Here is an 18412-nt window from a genome sequence, read left to right on the forward strand (position 1 = left end):
TGGTGTAGACAATCTCCGTGAGCTCCCCTCCGTCCCTCGCCACGCTGCTTCAGGATGAGACCCGTCGCTACGCGCGGAGCTATCGCTCGGCTTCGCTGTGCGCGGGCCTGACCTCACGCGGCGAGCACCACGTCCAGGCCTTCCGAGGGAAGGGCACACCGCCTCCCGACAACGCCTTGTTCTCCCTGGGCGGACTCACCCAGGTCTTCACCGGCGCCCTGCTGGGCCTCCTGATGGAGCAGGGCAAGGCACGACTCGACATGCCGCTCGCCGAGGTGATTCCCCGCTCGCTCCTCCCCGATGCGGACGCGGGCCGAATCACCCTGGAGCAGCTCGCCACGCACACCTCTGGCATGCCCCACCTGCCGCCCAATCTCGATGCGGCACCTCGCAATCCCGAAGACCCGTTCGGCCACTATTCCGCCAACCTCTTCGGAGACTTCCTCCGGACCTACCACCCCCAACTCCCCCCTCCACGCCCCGTCTCCGAGTCCCTGCTCGGCATGGGCGTCCTGGGCCACGCGCTCTCCCGACGCGCGGGACTCAACTACGGGCACGCGCTGCGCGACCTGCTCTTCACACCCCTGAAGCTCAGCGACACCTCGGCACGCGTGACGGACGAACTGGCGCCTCGCCTGCTCCCCGGCCACACCGCGCGCGGCCGGCCCGTGCCCGCCTGGACCTTCCCAGCACTGCCGGGTGCGGGTGCGCTCCACTCCACCGTGCCGGACCTGCTGCGCTTCCTCGACGCGAGCCTCGGCCGCGCCGACGAGTCCCTCTCACGCCCCCTGAAGATGTCTCTGCTTCCGCGCACCGAAGGCGGCGCCGTGCGCATGGGACTCGGCTGGTCCATCTCCCAGCTTCGTGGCCACACCGTGGCGTGGTGCTCGTCGGTGATGGGCGGGTATGTCGGCTTCATCGGCCTGGCGCCCTCCGTGGACGCGGGCGTCGTCCTGCTCTCGAACCACGGCTGGTCCCTGCTCGCCGCGCTTCGAGGTCGCGTCCCCCTGGAGGCCCCTGGCTTCGCGCTCCTCTCCCGACTCCTCGCGGAGACGACAACTTAGCATTTCAGGAAAATCGGCTTTATGGGCTTGAGCAGATAAAACACGAACGGGCACGCTGGAGCGCATGACACCTGCTCCCGTGCTGCGGACTGGCCGCTGTTCTGATTCGCGTCCCCTGGCTGTGCTCGTCCTGGTGGCGGCGCTCGCCGCGTGTGGACCCGAAGCGCCTCGCGATGAAACCGAGCCGCTGGAGCGAAGAGAGGACGCACTGCCCGCGGGCGGTTGGCGGACGCTGATGGCGAGCGGCGGCGCGCCCATCCGGAACATCACCCGCCGCTCGGATGGACTGCTGATTGGCGGCGCGAGCGCGGGGACGCGCGTCGACGTCTGGACGAGCGGCAACGGTGGTGCGAGTTGGTCGCTCCACGGCTCCGTCGCGAACAACCCCGCGGTGCAGTTCGGCGACGTGACGATGCGAGCCATTCCGGGGACACGCACCATCTTCTGTGCGTTCCGCGAGTACGCCGGCGGCCAGTACCGCATCACCATCACCCGGAGCGACAACGACGGAGACCACTGGGTCTACGACAGCACCGTCATCGGCCCCGTCACCCGCTTCGTCGGAGCGCCCTTCCTCTTCCAGCGCGCGAATGGAGACCTGCAAGTCTATTACGACTCCGAGCCGCTCGCCGCGCAGCGCGGCTATCCGGGCCACCAGTGGATTGCCATGCAGGGACGCGCGGGAATCTCGGGGCCGTGGACCGCGTATGGCGTCGTCGCCGTGGCGTGGGACAAGCGCGCTGGAGCGCTGAACCGCGAGGGCATGCCCACCGTCGTGCAACTCGGAGGAGACCGGTTGATGGTCGTCGTGGAGGGCGTGGAGGCCTTCGCCACCGGTGGCGCGCGCGCCAATGTCATCAACGCCGTGCAGTCGTGGGACGGCGGCAGGACATGGGACGAGTCCCTGCGGCGCACCGTCTATCGCTCCCGTGTCGACCCGGGCTCCGGGCGTCGCTACAACGCCTACGTCCCGTATGCCATCCGCGTGGGCAATGGCCCCGTCGGCGTCGCCTTCTGCACAGACGAGGACAAGGTGGGAGCGCCCGACCTGTCGAGCGCCCCCGTGGACCAGCGCAACTGCCACGTCGGCTACGTCAGCACCACGGTCAACTTCGAGACGTGGTCGGCCCCGAGCCCCGTGTGGACCGCGACGTCCCGCAACTACACGCCGGGTCTCTACGAGCGCGCTCCCAACGACGTCATCGCGGTGATTGACGCGCTCGGCGGAAACCGAGTGCTCCAGCCGTAGTCACGAGGCCCGAGGCCAGCCCTTGCTCGTGGAAGAGAGGGCTGGACACACCAGCAGCCCCTGGACGAAAAGGTTGCGGCACCGTTTCAATCGCCGTGGCAGCCTACGCCCTCGAATCCCATGGTTGAGTACGATCCGCATCGTTGGTGGAGTTACTTCCACTATCTCAAGGGCTCGATGGTCCGCGAAATCGTGGCCCGAGTCATGGTCTGCGTCCTGTGGGCGCTGGGCGTCACCATCTTCCATTCCCATGTCCGCTCGGTGGCGATTCCCTCCACGGTCCACACGCTGGCGGGAATCTCCCTGAGCCTCCTGCTCGTCTTCCGCACCAACTCCTCCTATGACCGCTTCTGGGAGGGGCGGAAGCTGTGGGGCGGCATCGTCAACGAGACGCGCAACCTGGCGCGCGCCGCGGGCGTCTTCCTCCAGTCCGAGCCCGCCCTCTACGCCGCGCTGCTGCGGTGGACGGCCGCCTTCCCCTTCGCGTCCGCGTCGTTCCTGCGCACCAAGGCGGAGCTGGGGCCCCTGGCCCAGGAGCTGCCTCCGGACGAGGTGGCGGAGGTGATGCGCGCGCAGCACGTGCCGTTCGCGGTGGCGCGGAAGATGAGCGCGCTGCTCGATGCCGGCCGGCGCCAGGGCCTCTATTCCGAGTACGTGCAGATGCAGCTGGACCAGGACGTCCACCTGCTCGTCGACTACATCGGCGGCTGTGAGCGCATCCGCAAGACGCCCATCCCCTTCGCGTATGTGATGCACCTGCGCCGGGCGCTGCTCGTCTTCTGCTACACGCTGCCCTTCGCGCTGGTGGAGTCCTTCGGTGGGCTGACCGTGCTCGCCACGTTCGTCGTTGCGTACATCTTCTTCGGCATCGAGGAGATCGGCGTCGAAATCGAAGACCCCTTCGGCCACGACGACAACGACCTGCCGCTGGACTCCATCTGCAACACCATCCACGCCAACCTGAACGCGCTCATGCCCGTCGAGCCGCCAGCGCGTCAGGCCCCCCCGGCCGCCTGAGCCGGGGGTTTCAGCGACCGGACACGGAGGACGCGGGCGGCTCGTTGTAGACGCACAGCCACAGCCCGTCCTCCGGCGTGCAGTGCGCGCCCGGAATCTTCTGGAGCCAGCGCACCCTCACGGGGATGACCAGGTAGACCGTCTCGGGGTCCAGCTTGCCCGCGGCGATTTCGGCGTCCATGCCCAGGCAGTACGTCTGCGCCTTGGCGTCGTCGATTCGCGCGACATAGCCGCTGTTGAAGGTGAGGCCCAGCCGGTACGCGCGGTAGGCCCAGCGGTGGAAGTCCATGGGGCCCGCGCGGCAGCCCCGGCCGGAGCCGTCATGCATCTGCGGCGGATACAGCGCCAGGTGCTTGCGGCCCTTCGCCGCCTCGGAGAGCGCGGGGGACGGGAGCGTGTTCCAACGGCCGCCTCCTCCGTGGGCCCTGCGCCCTTCGCCCAGGTTGAGGTCCAGGCCCTGGATGAGCAGCAGCAGCCCCGCCAGCGTGGGCGCGAGCGACGGGCGCACCAGCCGAGGCAGCGCGAGCGCGGCCCCCACGAGCAGCAGGTAGTGCAGCGGCCAGATGAAGCGGCCCGAGGAGCGGAACGCCTCCACCCACTTGAGCACGGGGCGATAGAGCGCGGACACGTCGGCCACCTGCACGCCCTGGAAGGTGATGCGCCACGAGAGGGCGAAGAAGGCCAGTCCCAGGGCGACGACGGTGAGGGGCACCCAGCGCCGCCACAGCGACAGGATGCGCCGGGGCTCGCGGGCCATGAGCCCGAGCACGATGACGAGCGCGACGAGGCCCCCCATGCCCAGGTAGCCGAAGCCCTCGTTCTGGCTGCCGTTCCTGGGCAGCGGGGGCAGGAAGCGGGACCAGCGAATCTCGCCGTGGCCAATGCTGTTGAACAGCGTGGTCAGGTCCGAGGAGTAGTCACCGAACTCCGTGGCGCTCACGGGGATGCCGGTGCCCAGGTAGCCGAAGGCGAAGAAGAGGCCCAGCACGGACGCGAAGCAGGCCACCGCCGCGAGCGCGGGCCAGGTGAAGGGAAACTTCCGCTCCAGCGCCGTTCGCGCGCACAGCGACAGCGCGAGCGGCAACGTCATGGCGGCGATGACGGGGTGGACGCCCGCGGCGAAGACACAGAGCGACAGGCCCATCCCCAGCGCCTGCTTCGCGTCACGCGCGTCGCGCTGGGGAATCAGGTGGAGCCCCACCAGCAGCACCAGCAGCCAGTGCGCGCACAGGGCCTCGTGCGCGAAGGTCATCCGCGAGAGCAGCACGGGCGACAGCACCAGCAGTCCACCCACGCACCACTGGTGCTGCGTGGAGGCGCCCATGCGCCGCGCCACCCACGCCGCGGACGCGCCTTGCAGCATGAGGCACAAACACATCCACGGGCCGATGTACTGGAAGTCCGTGGGCAGCGCGAAGGAGAAGGGCCGCAGCAGCAAGCCCACCCAGGGAATCGAGTCCGTGTACCCGAGCGAGGTCCCCAGCGGATGGAGGTAGTTGGGCGTGGCGCCCAGCGGCAGGCCGAGCGGCGTCTGGCGGAAGAAGAGCCACCCCAACAGGTGCTGACTGAAGTCGTCCCGGATGAGCCAGCCGAGTCGCCAGGGTGCGAGCGCGCCCGGTCCGAAGGTCGCCAGGAACGTGAGCAGCCCGACGAGCGCCGCTCCCAGCGGGCCCGCCTGGGCCTTGCCCCACCGGGTGAGGGCGTCCCACGCGTGATGCAGGCGCTCCCACGGGGGGAGCGGCGCCGACGGTGTCTCGGGTGGGGCGGGAAGGAGGGCGCTTGGGTCCGACATTCGTCGGTGCTTGAGCACGGGACTTCCCGCGCCGTCAAGGCACCGCGAGGGCTTGGAGGGAGGGCGTGCGGCGCGAGCGCCTCCTGGACCGACGCCTCGCGCGGCTCAGAGTCCCGCGAGCCGCGCCAGCACGCGGGTGGTGTCCTTCTCCAGGAAGTCGACCAGCTCCGGCGCGCGCGAGTGCCGGATGAGGGGCGCGTTCTGTCCCGCCCACAGCGACAGGAGGTCTTCGCGCCCCTGACGGGCCGCCGCCTGCCGCAGCGGCTGGGTGAACCAGTTCTGCACGGGGTAGGGCGGGACGTCGTGTTCGTGAGGCGTCATCTCCCGCAGGAAGCGGTTCTTGATGCCGCGCGCATAGCGTCCGGAGAAGACGCGCGTCAGCACCGTGGCGCGCGCGGACTCCTGGCGCAGCGCCTTGCGATAGACGTCACTGGCGTTGGACTCCTCGCATGCGAGGAAGGCCGTGCCCACCTGGACGCCCTCGGCTCCCAGCGCCAGGGCCGTGGCCACCGACCTGCCGTCGGCGATGCCACCCGAGGCGATGACGGGCGTGCGCACCCGGTCCACCAACTGAGGCACCAGCGCCGTCGTCGCGGGAGACTCGTCCGCGGGCCTGAGGAACGAGGCCCGGTGTCCACCCGCCTCGCTGCCCGACGCGACGATGAGGTCCACCCCCGCGCGCTCCAGCGCGAGCCCCTCGTCCACGTTCGTCGCCGTCCCCACCGTGAGGATTCCGGAGGCCCGGCACGCCTCCAGGATGCGCGCCGAGGGGATGCCGAAGATGAAGCTGAACACCGGCGGCTTGAGCGCGAGCACCGCGTCAAGCTGCGCGTCGTAGTCCTGGGAGAAGGCGCTGGGGTAAGTGGGCGCGGGCAGGCCCAGCTCGTCGTACCAGGGCTTCAGCCGGGCGACGTTCGCCTGGAACTCCTCCGGCGTGGGGCGCAGCTCCCGCTCCCCTTCCAGCGGGACCCACAGGTTGATGGCGAACGGCCGCGAGGTGAGCCCCCGCAGCTCCCGGACGGTGTCCTCGATGTGCGACGCGCTCAAGTGGTGCGCGCCGAACGAGCCCAGCCCTCCCGCCTCGGACACCGCCGCCGCCAGCCGCGTCGACGACATGCCTCCGCCAAACGGCCCCTGGATGAGGGGGAGCCGGGTTCCAAGCATCCGTGCCACTCGTGTCTCGGTCCACATGGGAAGGCCCTCGCGCCGTCGTGTGCGCCGCTGTCCTAGCGACGAGGGGCCTGCCCCGCGACCCGATGTCCGGACAGGCGGGCGCTCGGGGTCTTTTCCGGATAACCGCGAGGAGAAGCCGCGCTTGTGGCGAGGGCGCCTGCCACGGGGCAACGAGCGCTTGCCCCGGCGGGGGGCGGGTGCAACCCTGCCGCGCCGCTCGATTCTCCAAAGGAACTTGATGATGCAAGCACCGGGACCGACGCTTGAAACCGCGCGCCTCATCCTGCGCCCGACGGCACGGGAGGACTTCGAGGGCTTCGTGGCCCTGATGGCCGACCCCGACTCCTCGCGCCACATCGGTGGCCTCCAGCCCCGCTCCGTCGTCTGGCGGGCCATGAGCTCCATGGCGGGGAGCTGGGCGCTCCAGGGCTTTGGCATGTTCTCCGTGCTGGAGCGCTCCACGGGCAGGTGGGTGGGCCGGGTGGGCCCCTGGCAGCCGGAAGGGTGGCCGGGCACGGAGGTCGGCTGGGCCCTGCTGCGGGAGACCTGGGGCAGGGGCTACGCCACCGAGGCCGCCTCGGCCGCCATGGACTGGGCCTTCGACCACCTGGGCTGGACGGACATCATCCACTCCATCGCCCCGGACAACACCGGCTCCCAGCAGGTGGCCCGCCGCCTGGGCTCGAGCCTGCGCGGCCCCGGCAAGCTCCCCGCCCCCATGGAGAGCTCCCTCGTGGAACTCTGGGGCCAGGGCCGGGACGCGTGGCGGGCCCGCCGCGCTTCGTCCAATGGCTGACCCAGGGTGGGATTCCGGGGCAAGGAAGGGGCCCTGGTGTTATGTCCGCCGGTGGGCTAGTCCTCGCCCCTGGGACGTGTCTTCCCGCTTGCTCCCTTTCTCACGGGGCAAGGGGGCGATTAGATTCGAAGTGTCGCACGGAGAGGCCGCACCGTGCGCGAGTGTCAGAGGGGCGGGCCGCCCGCCGTACGCATCGACCCACCCCATGCCGTAACTCAGTGACCTGCCCACCCTTGGGGCAGCAGGTCCTTCCACCCTTTCGCAGGAGCGTCACATTCTTCGTGATCAAAGAGGCAGCCGCGGCGGGAGCCGCGACCAGAGAACCAATCGCCGCATCCGCGCCCGTGAAGTCCGGGTGGTCGGCTCCGATGGCTCACAGCTCGGAGTCATGCCGCTCGAGGCCGCGCTCGACAAGGCCCGCTCGGAAGGGCTCGACCTGGTCGAGGTCAGTCCGATGGCTCAGCCGCCAGTCTGCAAGATCATGGACTACGGCAAGTTCAAGTACGAGGAGAAGAAGAAGGCCGCGGAAGCCAAGCGCGCCCAGCTCATCGTCCACCTCAAGGAAGTGAAGCTCCGTCCCAAGACGGAGGACCACGACTACGAGTTCAAGGTCCGCAACACCCGCGGCTTCATCGAAGATGGCAACAAGGCGAAGGTGGTCATCCAGTTCCGCGGGCGTGAAATCACGCACAAGGAGCAGGGCACCGCCATCCTCGACGACGTGGCGAAGGACCTGAAGGACGTCGCGGTGGTGGAGCAGGCCCCGCGCATGGAAGGGCGCTTGATGTTCATGATTCTCGCGCCCACGCCGAAGATCGCCCAGCGTGCCCGTGAGCAGGCCCGCGCCGCGGCCGGCCCCAAGCGGCCGTCGACCCCCTCCCCGGCCTCTTCTGAGAAGCCCGCGGCGACCGCCACGGGCACCACGCCCGAAGAGAGCGCCAGCCCCGCGGCGCCTCCCCCGTCGGACACGACGGGCCCGACGGCCTGAGACCCACAGCCCCCGCACGCGGTGGACAATCTCCACCGCGTGGGGGGCCTCTCAGGGCCGCGTCCCTTTCAGCCTCCCTGGAATGAGGTGATGGGGAGCGATGACGTCAGCGGCCCACACGTGAGGCCGCTGGCTGGCGAGCTGGCGAGGGCCTGCTCCCGTGAGCGTAGCTTCGCTGACGGTTGAGTCGCCTCGGCCGATCTCCCCGCGCCGGGCCGGTGTACGCTGATAGGTTGGAAGCACCTGGAAATCGAACCAGCCCATGCAGCAAAAGCTCGCCGCCGACATGTCGACGACCGCCGTCCATACGAAGGGCAAGTCCGCGCAGGCCCCGCGGAGTGTGCCGGCCTTGACGGTCGTGTCGCATCCCCATCCCCAGCGCATCGGTGAGCGGCTGTTGCTGGAGGTGCTCGCCAGCGTGGGCCGGACGGCGGCGCTGTCGCGCAACGCGCCGGACTTCTCCCGCCCGGGAGGACTGCTGGCGCTGCCCCTGGGAGACCCCTTTCTCAGCCGGACGCCGGTGCTGTTCGAGCCGGGCTCCCATGGCGGCCTGCGCCTGCTGGTGCCGGAGGATGGCACCCAGGTCTGCGTGGCCGGGGAGTCCGTCGCCGGAGGCCGGGAGTTCACCCACGAGGAGCTGGTCGCCGGCGTGCCGCTGGTGCTGGCCGAGCGCGTGGTGCTGCTGCTGCACCTGGCCTCCTCGGGTGGGGACGTGGTCTCCCACAAGGACCTGGGGCTGGTGGGGCAGGGCGAGGGCATCCGGCAGCTTCGCGAGGACATCCTGCGGGTGGCGGACCTCCAGGTGCCGGTGCTCATCCGGGGCGAGACGGGCACGGGCAAGGAGCTGGTGGCGCGCGCCATCCACGAGCAGGGCCCGCGTCGCTCGGGGCCCTTCGTCAGCGTCAACCTGGGCGCGCTCTCCAAGGAGCTGGTGGCCGCGGAGCTGTTCGGCGCGCAGCGCGGCGCGTACACGGGCGCCAGTAGAGATCGCGAGGGCTTCTTCCGCGCCGCGCACGGCGGCACCCTGTTCCTGGATGAGGTGGGGGAAGCGCCCGCCGAGGTGCAGGCGGCGCTCTTGCGCGTGCTGGAGACAGGCGAGGTGTATCCGGTGGGCGGCCACACGCCGGTGCCCGTGGACGTGCGGCTCGTCGCCGCCACGGATTCGAATCTCGAGGCGCGCATCGAGGAGCGCCTGTTCAAGGCGCCGCTCCTGCACCGGCTGGCGGGCTTCGAGCTGCGGGTGCCCCCGCTGCGCGAGCGGCGCGAGGACATTGGCCTGTTGTTCCTCCACTTCGCGCGCCAGGAGCTGGAGACGACGGGCGAGACGTGGCGGCTGGCTTCCACCGACCCGCGCGCGCAGCCCTGGCTGCCGGCGGCCGTCGCCGTCCGGCTGGTGCGCTACGCGTGGCCCGGCAACGTCCGGCAGCTGCGCAACATCACCCGGCAGCTCATCATCGGCAGCCGGGGCCTGCCGGGCCTGCGCGTGGACTCGCGGCTGGAGCAGACGCTGGATGCGGAGTCGCTGCCCGTGCCGGGCAAGGTGCTGACCGCGCCCACCTCGGGCCAGCCCGACGCCGCCGACGCGAAGTCCTCCCGGCGCAAGCCGTCCGAGGTCGGGGAGGACGAGCTGCTGGAGGCCCTGCGCGCGTGCTCCTGGGACTTGAAGGCCACCGCGGACTTCCTCGGCATTCCGCGCCCCTCCGTCTACGTCCTCATCGACAAGAGCTCGCTCATCCGCACCGCCCGGGACTTGAGCCCGGAGGAAATCACCCGCTGCTTCCAGGAGTGCGAGGGGGATTTGGACAAGATGGTGCAGCGGCTGGAGGTCTCCCGCCGCGCCCTGCAACGCCGCGTTCGCGAGCTGGGCCTGTCGGACGCCTGAGTGGACGCGTCAGCTGCTGGGGATGACACGTCGTTGACGCGTCCATCGCTCCCCGGCACCGCAGGCTCGGACGGTGCTTCCGAGTGAGCCGCATGTCGGCGCGTGTTGGTACGGTGCCTGCAATCTGTTGCCACAGACAGTCAGTCAGTCCAACCCCCAGAAGGAGCCACGGCCCATGGACAATATCGTCATCAGGATTCAGCCAACAGGACCCACCCCGGAAGAGCCCCGCGTCCGTCACGGCGACACGGTGACGTTCACCCTGGATGGAGTCGTGTCCGCCGAGGTGAAGTTCCCCGACGGGACGTGCCTCGTGAATCCCGGCCCGTTCTTCCTGAACAACAGCACCCTGGCTTCTTCCAACAGCACGAACAGCGTGACGCTGACGTGCGCGCCGGACAAGTACCCGTTCCAGGTGATTCTGCCCGACGCGAAGCACGGCCCGGGCAACAACTACGAGACGAAGAAGGGCGGCCTGGACGTGACGACCGACCCGCCGAAAGACCCCAAGAAGAAGTAGTCGCCGCGCCTCAGGGCGGGGGAGGGCGGGCCGACAGCTCCGAGTCGGAGGTGGGCCTGCCCTTCCAGCCCGGCGCGAGGTGGGGGTTTCGCGAGAGCGCCACCTCCGCGTCCTCTCGGGCCTGCACGCGCCACGCCTGCTGTTGCTCGGTGGGCGCGTTGTCGGCCAGCGCGAGCCGCAGTCCCGCGCGCAACAGCAGGGCCTTCGCCCACGCCGGCCGCGCCGCGACGATGTGCGCGACGTGCTCCAACCCCCGCGTCAGCATGGGCGTCGCGTCTTCTCCCTGCGACTGCTTCCAGCGCCCCCACGCGAGCTGCAGCTCCCCGGCCGCCAGCACGTACTCGTGCCGCCTGGGCGCCAGCTCCACCGCGTGAGCGAGCGCCTCCGCGGCCTGCTGGAAGTCCTCGTCCTTCGCGGTGCCTCGCCGGGCCTTGTCGCGGGCGCGCACGTCCAGCACGCCGCCCTGGTAGCGCCACGCATAGGCCAGCTTCGGGTTGAGCTCGCGGGCGCGGGCGAGCGCCTCCTCCGCCTGGGCCAGGTCCGGGCCCACGTCGCGCCCTCGCGCCAGCGCGTGGGTGGCCCACAGCACATGCACCCGCGCCAGGTTGGTCCACAGGTCCGCGTCGCCAGGGAGCAGCTCCAGCGCGCGGCGGTAGTCCTCCTTCGCCGCCTTGAGGCTGGGGCCGGGGTCGTCCCCGCGCGCGACGAGGAAGCCCGCGCGCACCGCCTCCACCTCGCCCAGGTTGTTGTAGGCGAAGGCCTGCTGCGGGGCCACGGCGCGCGCCTGCTCGAAGGCCTTGCGCGCCTCGGTCAGCAGCGCCCCCACGTCCTTTCCGTCCTCCCAGCGCTGCTCGGCCTGCGCGAGGAGCGCGGCGCCCAGGCCGTTGTGGAGCTGTGGCAGCTTGGGGTTGATGTCCCGGCCCTGCCGGTAGAGCGCCAGCGCCCGCTCCAGGTCCGGCTCCGGGTCCTGCCCGTGCTCCTGTCGCCAGCGCGCCAGCTGCTCGGAGACGTCCGCGCCCTGGAAGCAGGCCATGACGTTGCGCGGGTTGAGCGTGAGCGCGCGCTCGATGGCCTCCATCGCCCGCGTCAAATCTCCCGAGGCGTCCGGGGCGCTGGGGATGGCCGCCCGCGCGCGATAGGAATTGCCGAGGTTGATCCACGCGTCCGCCTGGTTCTCCCTCACGCGGATGGCGGCGAGGTACGCGTCGATGGCCTTGCCCTGGTGGACGAGCGAATCCTCCCCGTGCTCGCTCTCGTAGTCGGCCCACACCTGGTGCGTCAGGCCCAGGTTGGCGTGGAAGGCATAGTCGCGCTCCTCGGGGCCCAGCCGCTCCAGGGCGTCGATGGAGAGGCCGAGCTGCTCGCGCGGGTCCTGCGACAGCCGCTGGCGGTGGCGGGCCCACAGCCGGTGGATGATGGCCAGCTCCAGCGTGACGCGGTCGCTCGGGGGCGCAAGCTTCAGCGCGGCCTGGGCCGCGTCGATGGCCTTGCCGAACAGCATCTCCACGTCGTCGGTGTTCTGGTTGGAGTGCTGCTCGCCCAGGCGCCGGTACAGCCGCGAGCGCACGATGAGCGAGCGGTGATGGTCCGGCGCGGCCGTGAGCGCGTAGTCCAGCGACTCCAGGCCCCGCTGGTAGGGCGGCAGCACGTTGCCCGCGCCGTACAGCTCCATCACGAGCGCGGCCAGCTCCAGTCGCCCCAGGGCGTAGTGGCCGTCGGGCTGACTCTCCGCCGTGGCGATGGCCGCCGCGTACGCGCGCCGTCCGGCCTCCAGGTCCGCCTGCGAGCCCACGCCGTCGCCCTGGTGCCAGCGCCCCATGGCGCGCGCCAGGTACACGTCTCCGCGCAGCAGCGGCGCCTCGTAGAACCAGGGCTGGGTGTGGCTCATCGCCTCCAGGTGCGCCAGCGCCTCCTCGTGGCGCCCCTCGTGGAAGGCGAACAGGGCCTTCACGTACAGCGGCGGCGCCGGGACATCCGGACCCTCGGCCTGACGCAGGTACGCCAGCGCCGGGTCCCGATAGCGCTGCTCCAGCTCGCGGCGGCGCAGCTCGCGTTGCTCGGGACTGCGCCGCTCGACGTCCAGCAGCAGCTTCTCGCGGTACTGGTCTCCCAGCACCAGCGCCAGGGCCCAGGCCGCGCGAGGCTCGCGGTAGCCATGCTCCCACGCGGACTCGAGCTTCCGGCGCGCGCCCTCCACGTCGCCCAGCGCCAACAGCGCGCGGCCCAGCGCGTAGTGTCCGGGGCCCACCGCGTGCTCACCCGCCTCCCGCACCTCGGCCTCCAGCGCGTCCATGCTGGCGCGCAGGGCGGTGCGGTCCTCGCGCGTGTCGTGCAGGCGCGAGAGGAACGAGTAGCGCGCGGCGGCCTCGATGCGCTCCACGCGCTCGGTGAAGCTGCGCGTGAGCCGCTCACGCTCGGCCACCTCGCTGCGCGCCAGCACCGCCTGCCCCAGCGCCAGCGCCACCACGGTCAGCGCCGCCAGGCCCGCGCTCAGCGCCACGCGGTGCTTGCGCGCCTTTCTGCGCAGCCGGTAGCCCAGGCCGCGCCGCGCCTGCACCGGCTCTCCGCCAAGGAAGCGCTCCAGGTCATCCGCCAGCGCTCGCGCCGAGTCGTAGCGGGCCGAGCGGTCCTTCTCCAGGCACTTGAGGACGATGGCCTCCAAATCCTGGGGGATGTCCCGGTCCACCGCGCGCGGCGGCCGGGGCTCCTCCGTCTGGAGCCGGGTGATGATGTCGTGCTCGCGGGTGCCCTGGAAGGGCGTCTGTCCGGTGAGCAACAGGTACAGCGTGGCGCCCAGGCCGTAGACGTCCACGCGCCGGTCCAACCGCGCCGTGTCGCCCTTGGCCTGCTCGGGGGCCATGTAGTGCGGCGTGCCCATCACCACGCCGTGCAGTCCGCCCTCCTCGCGCCAGTCCCGCGCCAGACCGAAGTCCATGACGAAGGGCGCGAAGTCGCCGTCCTCCGTGCGCTCCACCAGGATGTTGCCGGGTTTGATGTCCCGGTGGACCAGTCCCGCGCGGTGCGCGGCGTGCACTCCCTCCGCGGCCTGCCGCAGCACCAGCACCTTCTGCTCTGGCGTCAACGACGGCGCCAGTTGGCCCAGGGACTGGCCGGCCACGTAGCGCATGGCGATGTAGCCGCGCCCCTGCACCTCGCCGACCTCGTACACCTCGCACACACGCTCGTGGCGCACGCGGGCCTGGGCGCGGGCCTCGGAGAGGAAGCGGCGCGCCAGCTCCGGGTCTCCGCCCTTCACGAACTTGAGCGCGACGTTGCGGCGCAGCAGCGGGTCATACGCCAGGAACACCTGCCCCATGCCGCCCTGCCCCAGGAAGCGCACGGGCTGGTAGCGGTCCCAGTCCGGCACGGGGAAGGACGGCTCCGCGTGTGAGTCGGTGGACGCGGGGGCGGCCGGCGGGGGCACCATGGGCGTGTCCGGGTCCAGCGTGGCGGCCTCTTGCGGGCTCTGCCCACCGGAGCCTCCCAGCTCCCGGGAGACCTCCTCGCGCAGCTCGGCCAGCGTGTGCTCGCCCAGGCGCCCCTGCTCCCTCAGGAGCTCCAGGGGACTGCGTCCCAGGCCGAGCGCCTCCTCGCGCAGGGCGGCCGCCTCCTCGGCGGAGACGAGCCCTTCGTCCAGCGCGAGGAGCAGCTCCTCCTCGAACGTCTCCTGCTTCTTCCCCGCGATGTCCACGGCCCCCAGCATACGGGGTTGCGCGGTTTTACGGGGAGATCCGCCGGGAGGTCCACGAGTCCCCGGGGTCGGGGACTGGGGGAAGGGATGTGGACCCCCCGGCGGAAAACCGTCGCTAGCGGCGCTGCTTGCGGCGCAGGCGCAGACCCAGCAGCGCCAGCAGGGGCAGCCAGGACGTCGCCGGGGCCGCGCTGCAGCCGCCGCCCGCGAAGGCGCGCGTGTTCACCACCGTCCACCGGTACTCGGCGGGGGAGGCATCCACGTTGCCGGCTTCGTCGGTGGCGCGCACCCGCAGGGTGTGGTCACCGTCGTTGACGTCGTAGGTCTCCTGGCAGGCGATGAAGGGGCCGCCGTCCAGGCTGCACTCGTACGTCACGCTGCCCTCGTTGGAGGCGTACGCGAACGGAGCCTCCGGGTCTCCGGTGCGAGCCGGAGGGCCGCGGCCGAACGACGTGTCCGGCGCCTGCGTGTCGATGCGGAAGGTGTCGACATTGGAGGGCGCGCTCGTGAGGCCTGTCGAGTCCGTGGCGTTGGCGACGACAGCGTGTGTGCCGTCCGCCAGCGGCGTGGCGGGCGTGCAGCTCCAGGCCCCCGTGGCGCTCGTAGTCGCCGTGCACAGTACGGTGTCTCCCTCGCGCACCGTCACCGTGGAGCCCGGCGTGGAGGTGCCGGAGATGGCCGGGGTGGACGTGTCCAGCACCGAGCCGTTCGCGGGGCCGGTGATGACGGGCGCGGCCGGCGGCGTGGTGTCCACGGTGAAGGTCACCGGGGCCGAGGACGCGCTGGGGTTGCCCGCATCCTCGGTGGCGACGGCGGTGATGGTGTGCGGACCGTCCGTCAGCGGCGTGGCGGGCGTGCAGCTCCAGTTTCCGGCGGCGTCGGCGGTCGCGGTGCAGAGCACCGTGCCACCCTCGCTCACCGTCACCGTGGTGCCCGGCTCGGACGTGCCGCTCAGGGGCGGCGTCGAGTCAGTCGTGGTGGAGCCATTCACGGGGCCGGTGATGACGGGCGCGGCGGGCGGCCCGCTGTTGATGATGATGTCCACCGGCGGAGCCGTCTCCGTGGCGCCCACCTCGGTGGAGGTGAGGACCACCGAGTGCGGACCCTCGGGGATGTTGCCCAAATCACACGTCCAGTGGCCGTTGTTGTCGACGACGGCGGTGCACGCCGGGGTGGGGCTGCCGTCGACGTAGACGTTGATGGTGGAGCCCGGCGAGCCGGTGCCACCGATGACGGGGTTCGACACGCCGCCCGGCGTCGGGTCCGTCAGCACGGGGATGAGCTGGCAGATGGACAGCGAGTCCACGCGGTAGGCCACCGCGGTCTCCGAGTTGTTGTTCAAGGCGCAGTCGGTGTCGACGAGCGCCAGTCGCACGTCACCCGAGGCCGCGTCGAAGTCGCGGCGCAGCGGGAAGCCCAGCTCCATCGCGGCGTCACGGGTGGTGGACGGGGGGCCCCCCGCCGGGACGAAGCCGAGCGAGAAGCGCTGCTCGCCCGTGCCCGACGTGTGGTTGAAGGCGAAGATGCCCGGGTACCAGTTGGTGCCACCCGAGTAGCTCACCGCTCCGGAGACGTAGCCGACGCGGTAGCGGCCCGGCACGGTGAGCGGCGACTGCACCTCGCCCGCGGCCAGCTCCGGCTCGGCGAGGCTCGTCACCTGGGTGCACTGGCTGTTGCCCTGCCGGGTGAAGAACACCCGCACCTCGGTGTTCTTGCAGCCGTGGGCCGCCTCGATGGTGCACGTGGCCGAGCAGCCGTCGGTGGCCGCCGTGTTGCCGTCGTCACAGGCCTCCGAGCCGGCCTTGATGCCGTCGCCGCACGTCACGGCGCAGACGGAGGGGTTGCCGGTGCAACCGTGGCCCGCCTCGATGGCGCAGGTGGCCGAGCAACCATCGTTGTTGGCGGTGTTGCCGTCGTCGCACAGCTCCCCGTTGTCGAGCATCGCGTTGCCGCACACGTTGGCGGTGACGCAGACGTCCGTGTGGGGATTGCAGGTGCCGCTCTCGCAGACGCCGGAGGCGGCGCAGGGCTGGCCGTTCGCCCAGAGGCAGCGCGGCGAGCAGGTGTCGCCGCTGTTCAGGTTGCCGTCGTCACACACCTCGGAGCCGGCCACGACGCCGTCGCCGCAGGTGGTGGCGCAGCTGGAGGGCAAGCCGCTGCAGTTGTAGCCCGGCTCCTGGGCGCAGATGCCGGAGCAGCCGTCGCCGCTCAGCTTGTTGCCGTCGTCGCACGTCTCGCCCGAGTTGATGGTGCCATTGCCGCAGGTGTTGAAGCAGGCGTTGCCGGGGGGCGGGCAGCTGTAGCCGGAATCCACGGCGCACGCGGTGCAGCCGTCGCCGTCCGTCATGTTGCCGTCGTCACACGCCTCGCTGCCGGCGGTGATGCCGTCGCCGCAGAGCGTGACGCAGTCGGAGGGCGTGTTGGAGCAGGAGTAGCCTGGCTCCACGCCGCAGCCCTGCGAGCAGCCATCACCGGCGGTGGTGTTGTTGTCGTCGCACGTCTCGTTGGCGTCCACCGTGCCGTTGCCGCACGTCGGGGCACACACCGAAGGCCCGTTGGAGGGCCTGCTGCACGAGTAGCCCGACTCCACGCGGCACTCGGTGGCGCAGCCGTCGCCCGGGTTCAGGTTTCCGTCGTCGCACTGCTCACCCGGATTCACCGTGCCGTTGCCACACGTCTTCGCGCAGGGCTGGCCCACGGTCGGACAGGAGTAGCCCAGCTCCAGGGTGCAGGCGTTGGAGCAGCCGTCACCCAGGTTCGTGTTGCCGTCGTCGCACAGCTCGCCGGAGTCCAGTCGCGAGTTGCCGCACAGCGGAGCGCAGCTGGACGGCTGGCCCACGCACTCGTAGCCGCTCTCGATGCGGCAGGAGTTGGAGCAGCCGTCGCCGGACAGGCCATTGCCGTCATCGCACAGCTCGCCCGGGTTGATGGTGCCATTGCCGCAGGTGGCGACACACGCCTGTCCCGGAGTGGGGCATGCGTGGCCGGCTTCGATACGGCAGGACGCGTTGCAGCCGTCGCCGACGGTAGTGTTGCCGTCGTCGCACTGCTCGCCCGAGTTGAGCAGGCCGTTGCCACACGTCGCCGCGCAGGAGCTGGGCGCGCCGGCGCAGCCGTAGCCAGGCTCGATGCCGCAGCTGGCGCTGCAGCCGTCGTTGTTGACGGTGTTGGCGTCGTCGCACTCCTCACGCAGGGACACCGCGCCGTCGCCGCAGCGGTCGTCGTAGGCGTCCACGAAGAGGTAGCGGAACGCGTTGGGCGTCGACTGCGCGTTCTCGTTGCACAGCTCGATGCGGTTGAGGCCGATGCGCCAGGCCGCCGTCGTGCCGAACTCCCGGATGATGTTCTTCTGCCAGGAGTTGCCCGCGGGCTCGCTCACGGTGGTGGGCGTGAAGGGCGAGCCGTTGACGGCCGCGCTGTCGAACTCGTTGTCGTTGAACGTGGCCAGCCGCATGCGGAACTGGGCGATGTTCGTCGTCGAGGGGATGATGAAGTCCTGGTAGACGCACACGGGCGCGCCCAGGGGGGCCGCCATGAAGCGGGCCGTGGTGATTTCCTGCGGCCAGTCCTGGGCGTTGCGCACGCCCGTGGCGGCACCCGTCGTGCCACCCCGGTAGAACCAGTGCGGGTCCGCGCCGGACTCCAGGCGGCGGTTGTTCTGGTCCACGCCGGTGTTGAAGAAGGCGAGGCCCGCCCTCACACAACGGCTGGGTGTTCCCGCGCAGGCGAAGCCGGGCTCCACTTCGCACATGCGGCTGCAGCCGTCGCCCTCGGTGCGATTGCCGTCGTCGCAGATCTCCTGGTCGAAGTTGGGCCACTGGCGGTTGTTGAAGACGCCGTTGCCGCACAGCGACAGGTCGCACGTGGCGGTGCAGCCGTTGGCGCCAGCGGCGGTGTCGCCGTCGTCGCAGGCCTCGCCCGGGTTGACGACGGTGTTGCCGCACAGGCTCGCCAGCGAGCAGGCGCGTCCGGGGACATGACAGAGATAGCCGGCCTCGACGGTGCCGGTGGCGGAACAGCCGTCACCGCTCATTGTGTTGCCGTCGTCACACTCCTCGCCGGGCTGGATGCGTCCGTCGCCGACGACCTCGGCGGCCTGGCTGACCAGGACGGACTCCTCGACGGGAGGGGGTGGGGTGTTCTGCTCGCAGCCGGTGAGGGCGGTGAAGAGCGCGAGCGCGAGCGCGGTGGAGAGCCCCGAGCGCGAGGACTTCACGGGCTCGGAACAAAGGGGGTCAGG

At 70.9% G+C, this 18412-nt stretch carries 11 protein-coding genes; 7 read left to right on the forward strand and 4 right to left on the reverse strand.

Annotation, left to right across the window (positions count from 1 at the left end; all coding sequences use genetic code 11):
* Positions 1-17: 17 nt before the first annotated feature.
* From HUA78_RS33195 to HUA78_RS33205, 3 genes are all read left to right on the forward strand, one after another.
* A complete protein-coding gene (locus tag HUA78_RS33195) occupies positions 18-1064 on the forward strand; it encodes a serine hydrolase domain-containing protein (protein ID WP_174477971.1) in 1047 nt (348 codons plus the stop codon).
* Between the two features lie 64 nt (positions 1065-1128).
* Positions 1129-2313, forward strand: a complete 1185-nt coding sequence (locus HUA78_RS33200; protein ID WP_141642503.1) for a phage capsid protein — start codon at positions 1129-1131, stop codon at positions 2311-2313.
* A 120-nt stretch (positions 2314-2433) separates the two neighbouring features.
* Positions 2434-3330, forward strand: coding sequence for a bestrophin family protein (locus HUA78_RS33205; RefSeq protein ID WP_174477972.1), 897 nt, complete (start codon positions 2434-2436; stop codon positions 3328-3330).
* Positions 3331-3340: 10 nt separating this feature from the next.
* On the opposite strand, the gene HUA78_RS33210 is transcribed toward HUA78_RS33205, so the two are convergent.
* Both HUA78_RS33210 and HUA78_RS33215 read right to left on the reverse strand, forming a co-directional pair.
* A complete protein-coding gene (locus HUA78_RS33210) occupies positions 3341-5122 on the reverse strand; it encodes a DUF6311 domain-containing protein (RefSeq protein ID WP_174477973.1) in 1782 nt (593 codons plus the stop codon).
* A 105-nt stretch (positions 5123-5227) separates the two neighbouring features.
* Positions 5228-6286 carry a nitronate monooxygenase family protein gene (locus tag HUA78_RS33215; RefSeq protein ID WP_246137903.1) on the reverse strand — a complete coding sequence of 353 codons (1059 nt, stop codon included), beginning with the start codon at positions 6284-6286 and terminating at the stop codon, positions 5228-5230.
* A gap of 250 nt (positions 6287-6536) precedes the next feature.
* On the opposite strand from HUA78_RS33215, the gene HUA78_RS33220 reads away from it, so the two are divergent.
* The 4 genes from HUA78_RS33220 (at position 6537) to HUA78_RS33235 (ending at position 10481) form a co-directional block, all read left to right on the forward strand.
* A complete protein-coding gene (locus HUA78_RS33220; protein WP_174457847.1) occupies positions 6537-7091 on the forward strand; it encodes a GNAT family N-acetyltransferase in 555 nt (184 codons plus the stop codon).
* Positions 7092-7425: 334 nt separating this feature from the next.
* On the forward strand, positions 7426-8079 hold the full coding sequence (gene infC / locus HUA78_RS33225; protein WP_371745711.1) for a translation initiation factor IF-3: 654 nt from the start codon (positions 7426-7428) through the stop codon (positions 8077-8079).
* Between the two features lie 262 nt (positions 8080-8341).
* The gene (locus HUA78_RS33230; RefSeq protein WP_174468779.1) at positions 8342-9961 is read left to right on the forward strand and encodes a sigma 54-interacting transcriptional regulator; all 1620 of its coding nucleotides are present in this window, start codon (positions 8342-8344) and stop codon (positions 9959-9961) included.
* Positions 9962-10136: 175 nt separating this feature from the next.
* Positions 10137-10481: a hypothetical protein gene (locus tag HUA78_RS33235; RefSeq protein ID WP_174457748.1), complete on the forward strand. Its 345-nt coding sequence runs from the start codon at positions 10137-10139 to the stop codon at positions 10479-10481.
* 10 nt (positions 10482-10491) lie between these two features.
* Here HUA78_RS33235 and HUA78_RS33240 read toward each other — a convergent pair whose 3' ends face one another.
* The gene (locus tag HUA78_RS33240; RefSeq protein ID WP_174477974.1) at positions 10492-14184 is read right to left on the reverse strand and encodes a serine/threonine-protein kinase; all 3693 of its coding nucleotides are present in this window, start codon (positions 14182-14184) and stop codon (positions 10492-10494) included.
* Between the two features lie 103 nt (positions 14185-14287).
* Positions 14288-18388 carry a DUF4215 domain-containing protein gene (locus HUA78_RS33245; protein WP_371745710.1) on the reverse strand — a complete coding sequence of 1367 codons (4101 nt, stop codon included), beginning with the start codon at positions 18386-18388 and terminating at the stop codon, positions 14288-14290.
* Between the last annotated feature and the right edge of the window lie 24 nt (positions 18389-18412).

Source organism: Myxococcus sp. CA033 (assembly GCF_013336625.1).
In the GTDB taxonomy this organism is placed as follows: Bacteria; Myxococcota; Myxococcia; order Myxococcales; family Myxococcaceae; genus Myxococcus; species Myxococcus llanfairpwllgwyngyllgogerychwyrndrobwllllantysiliogogogochensis.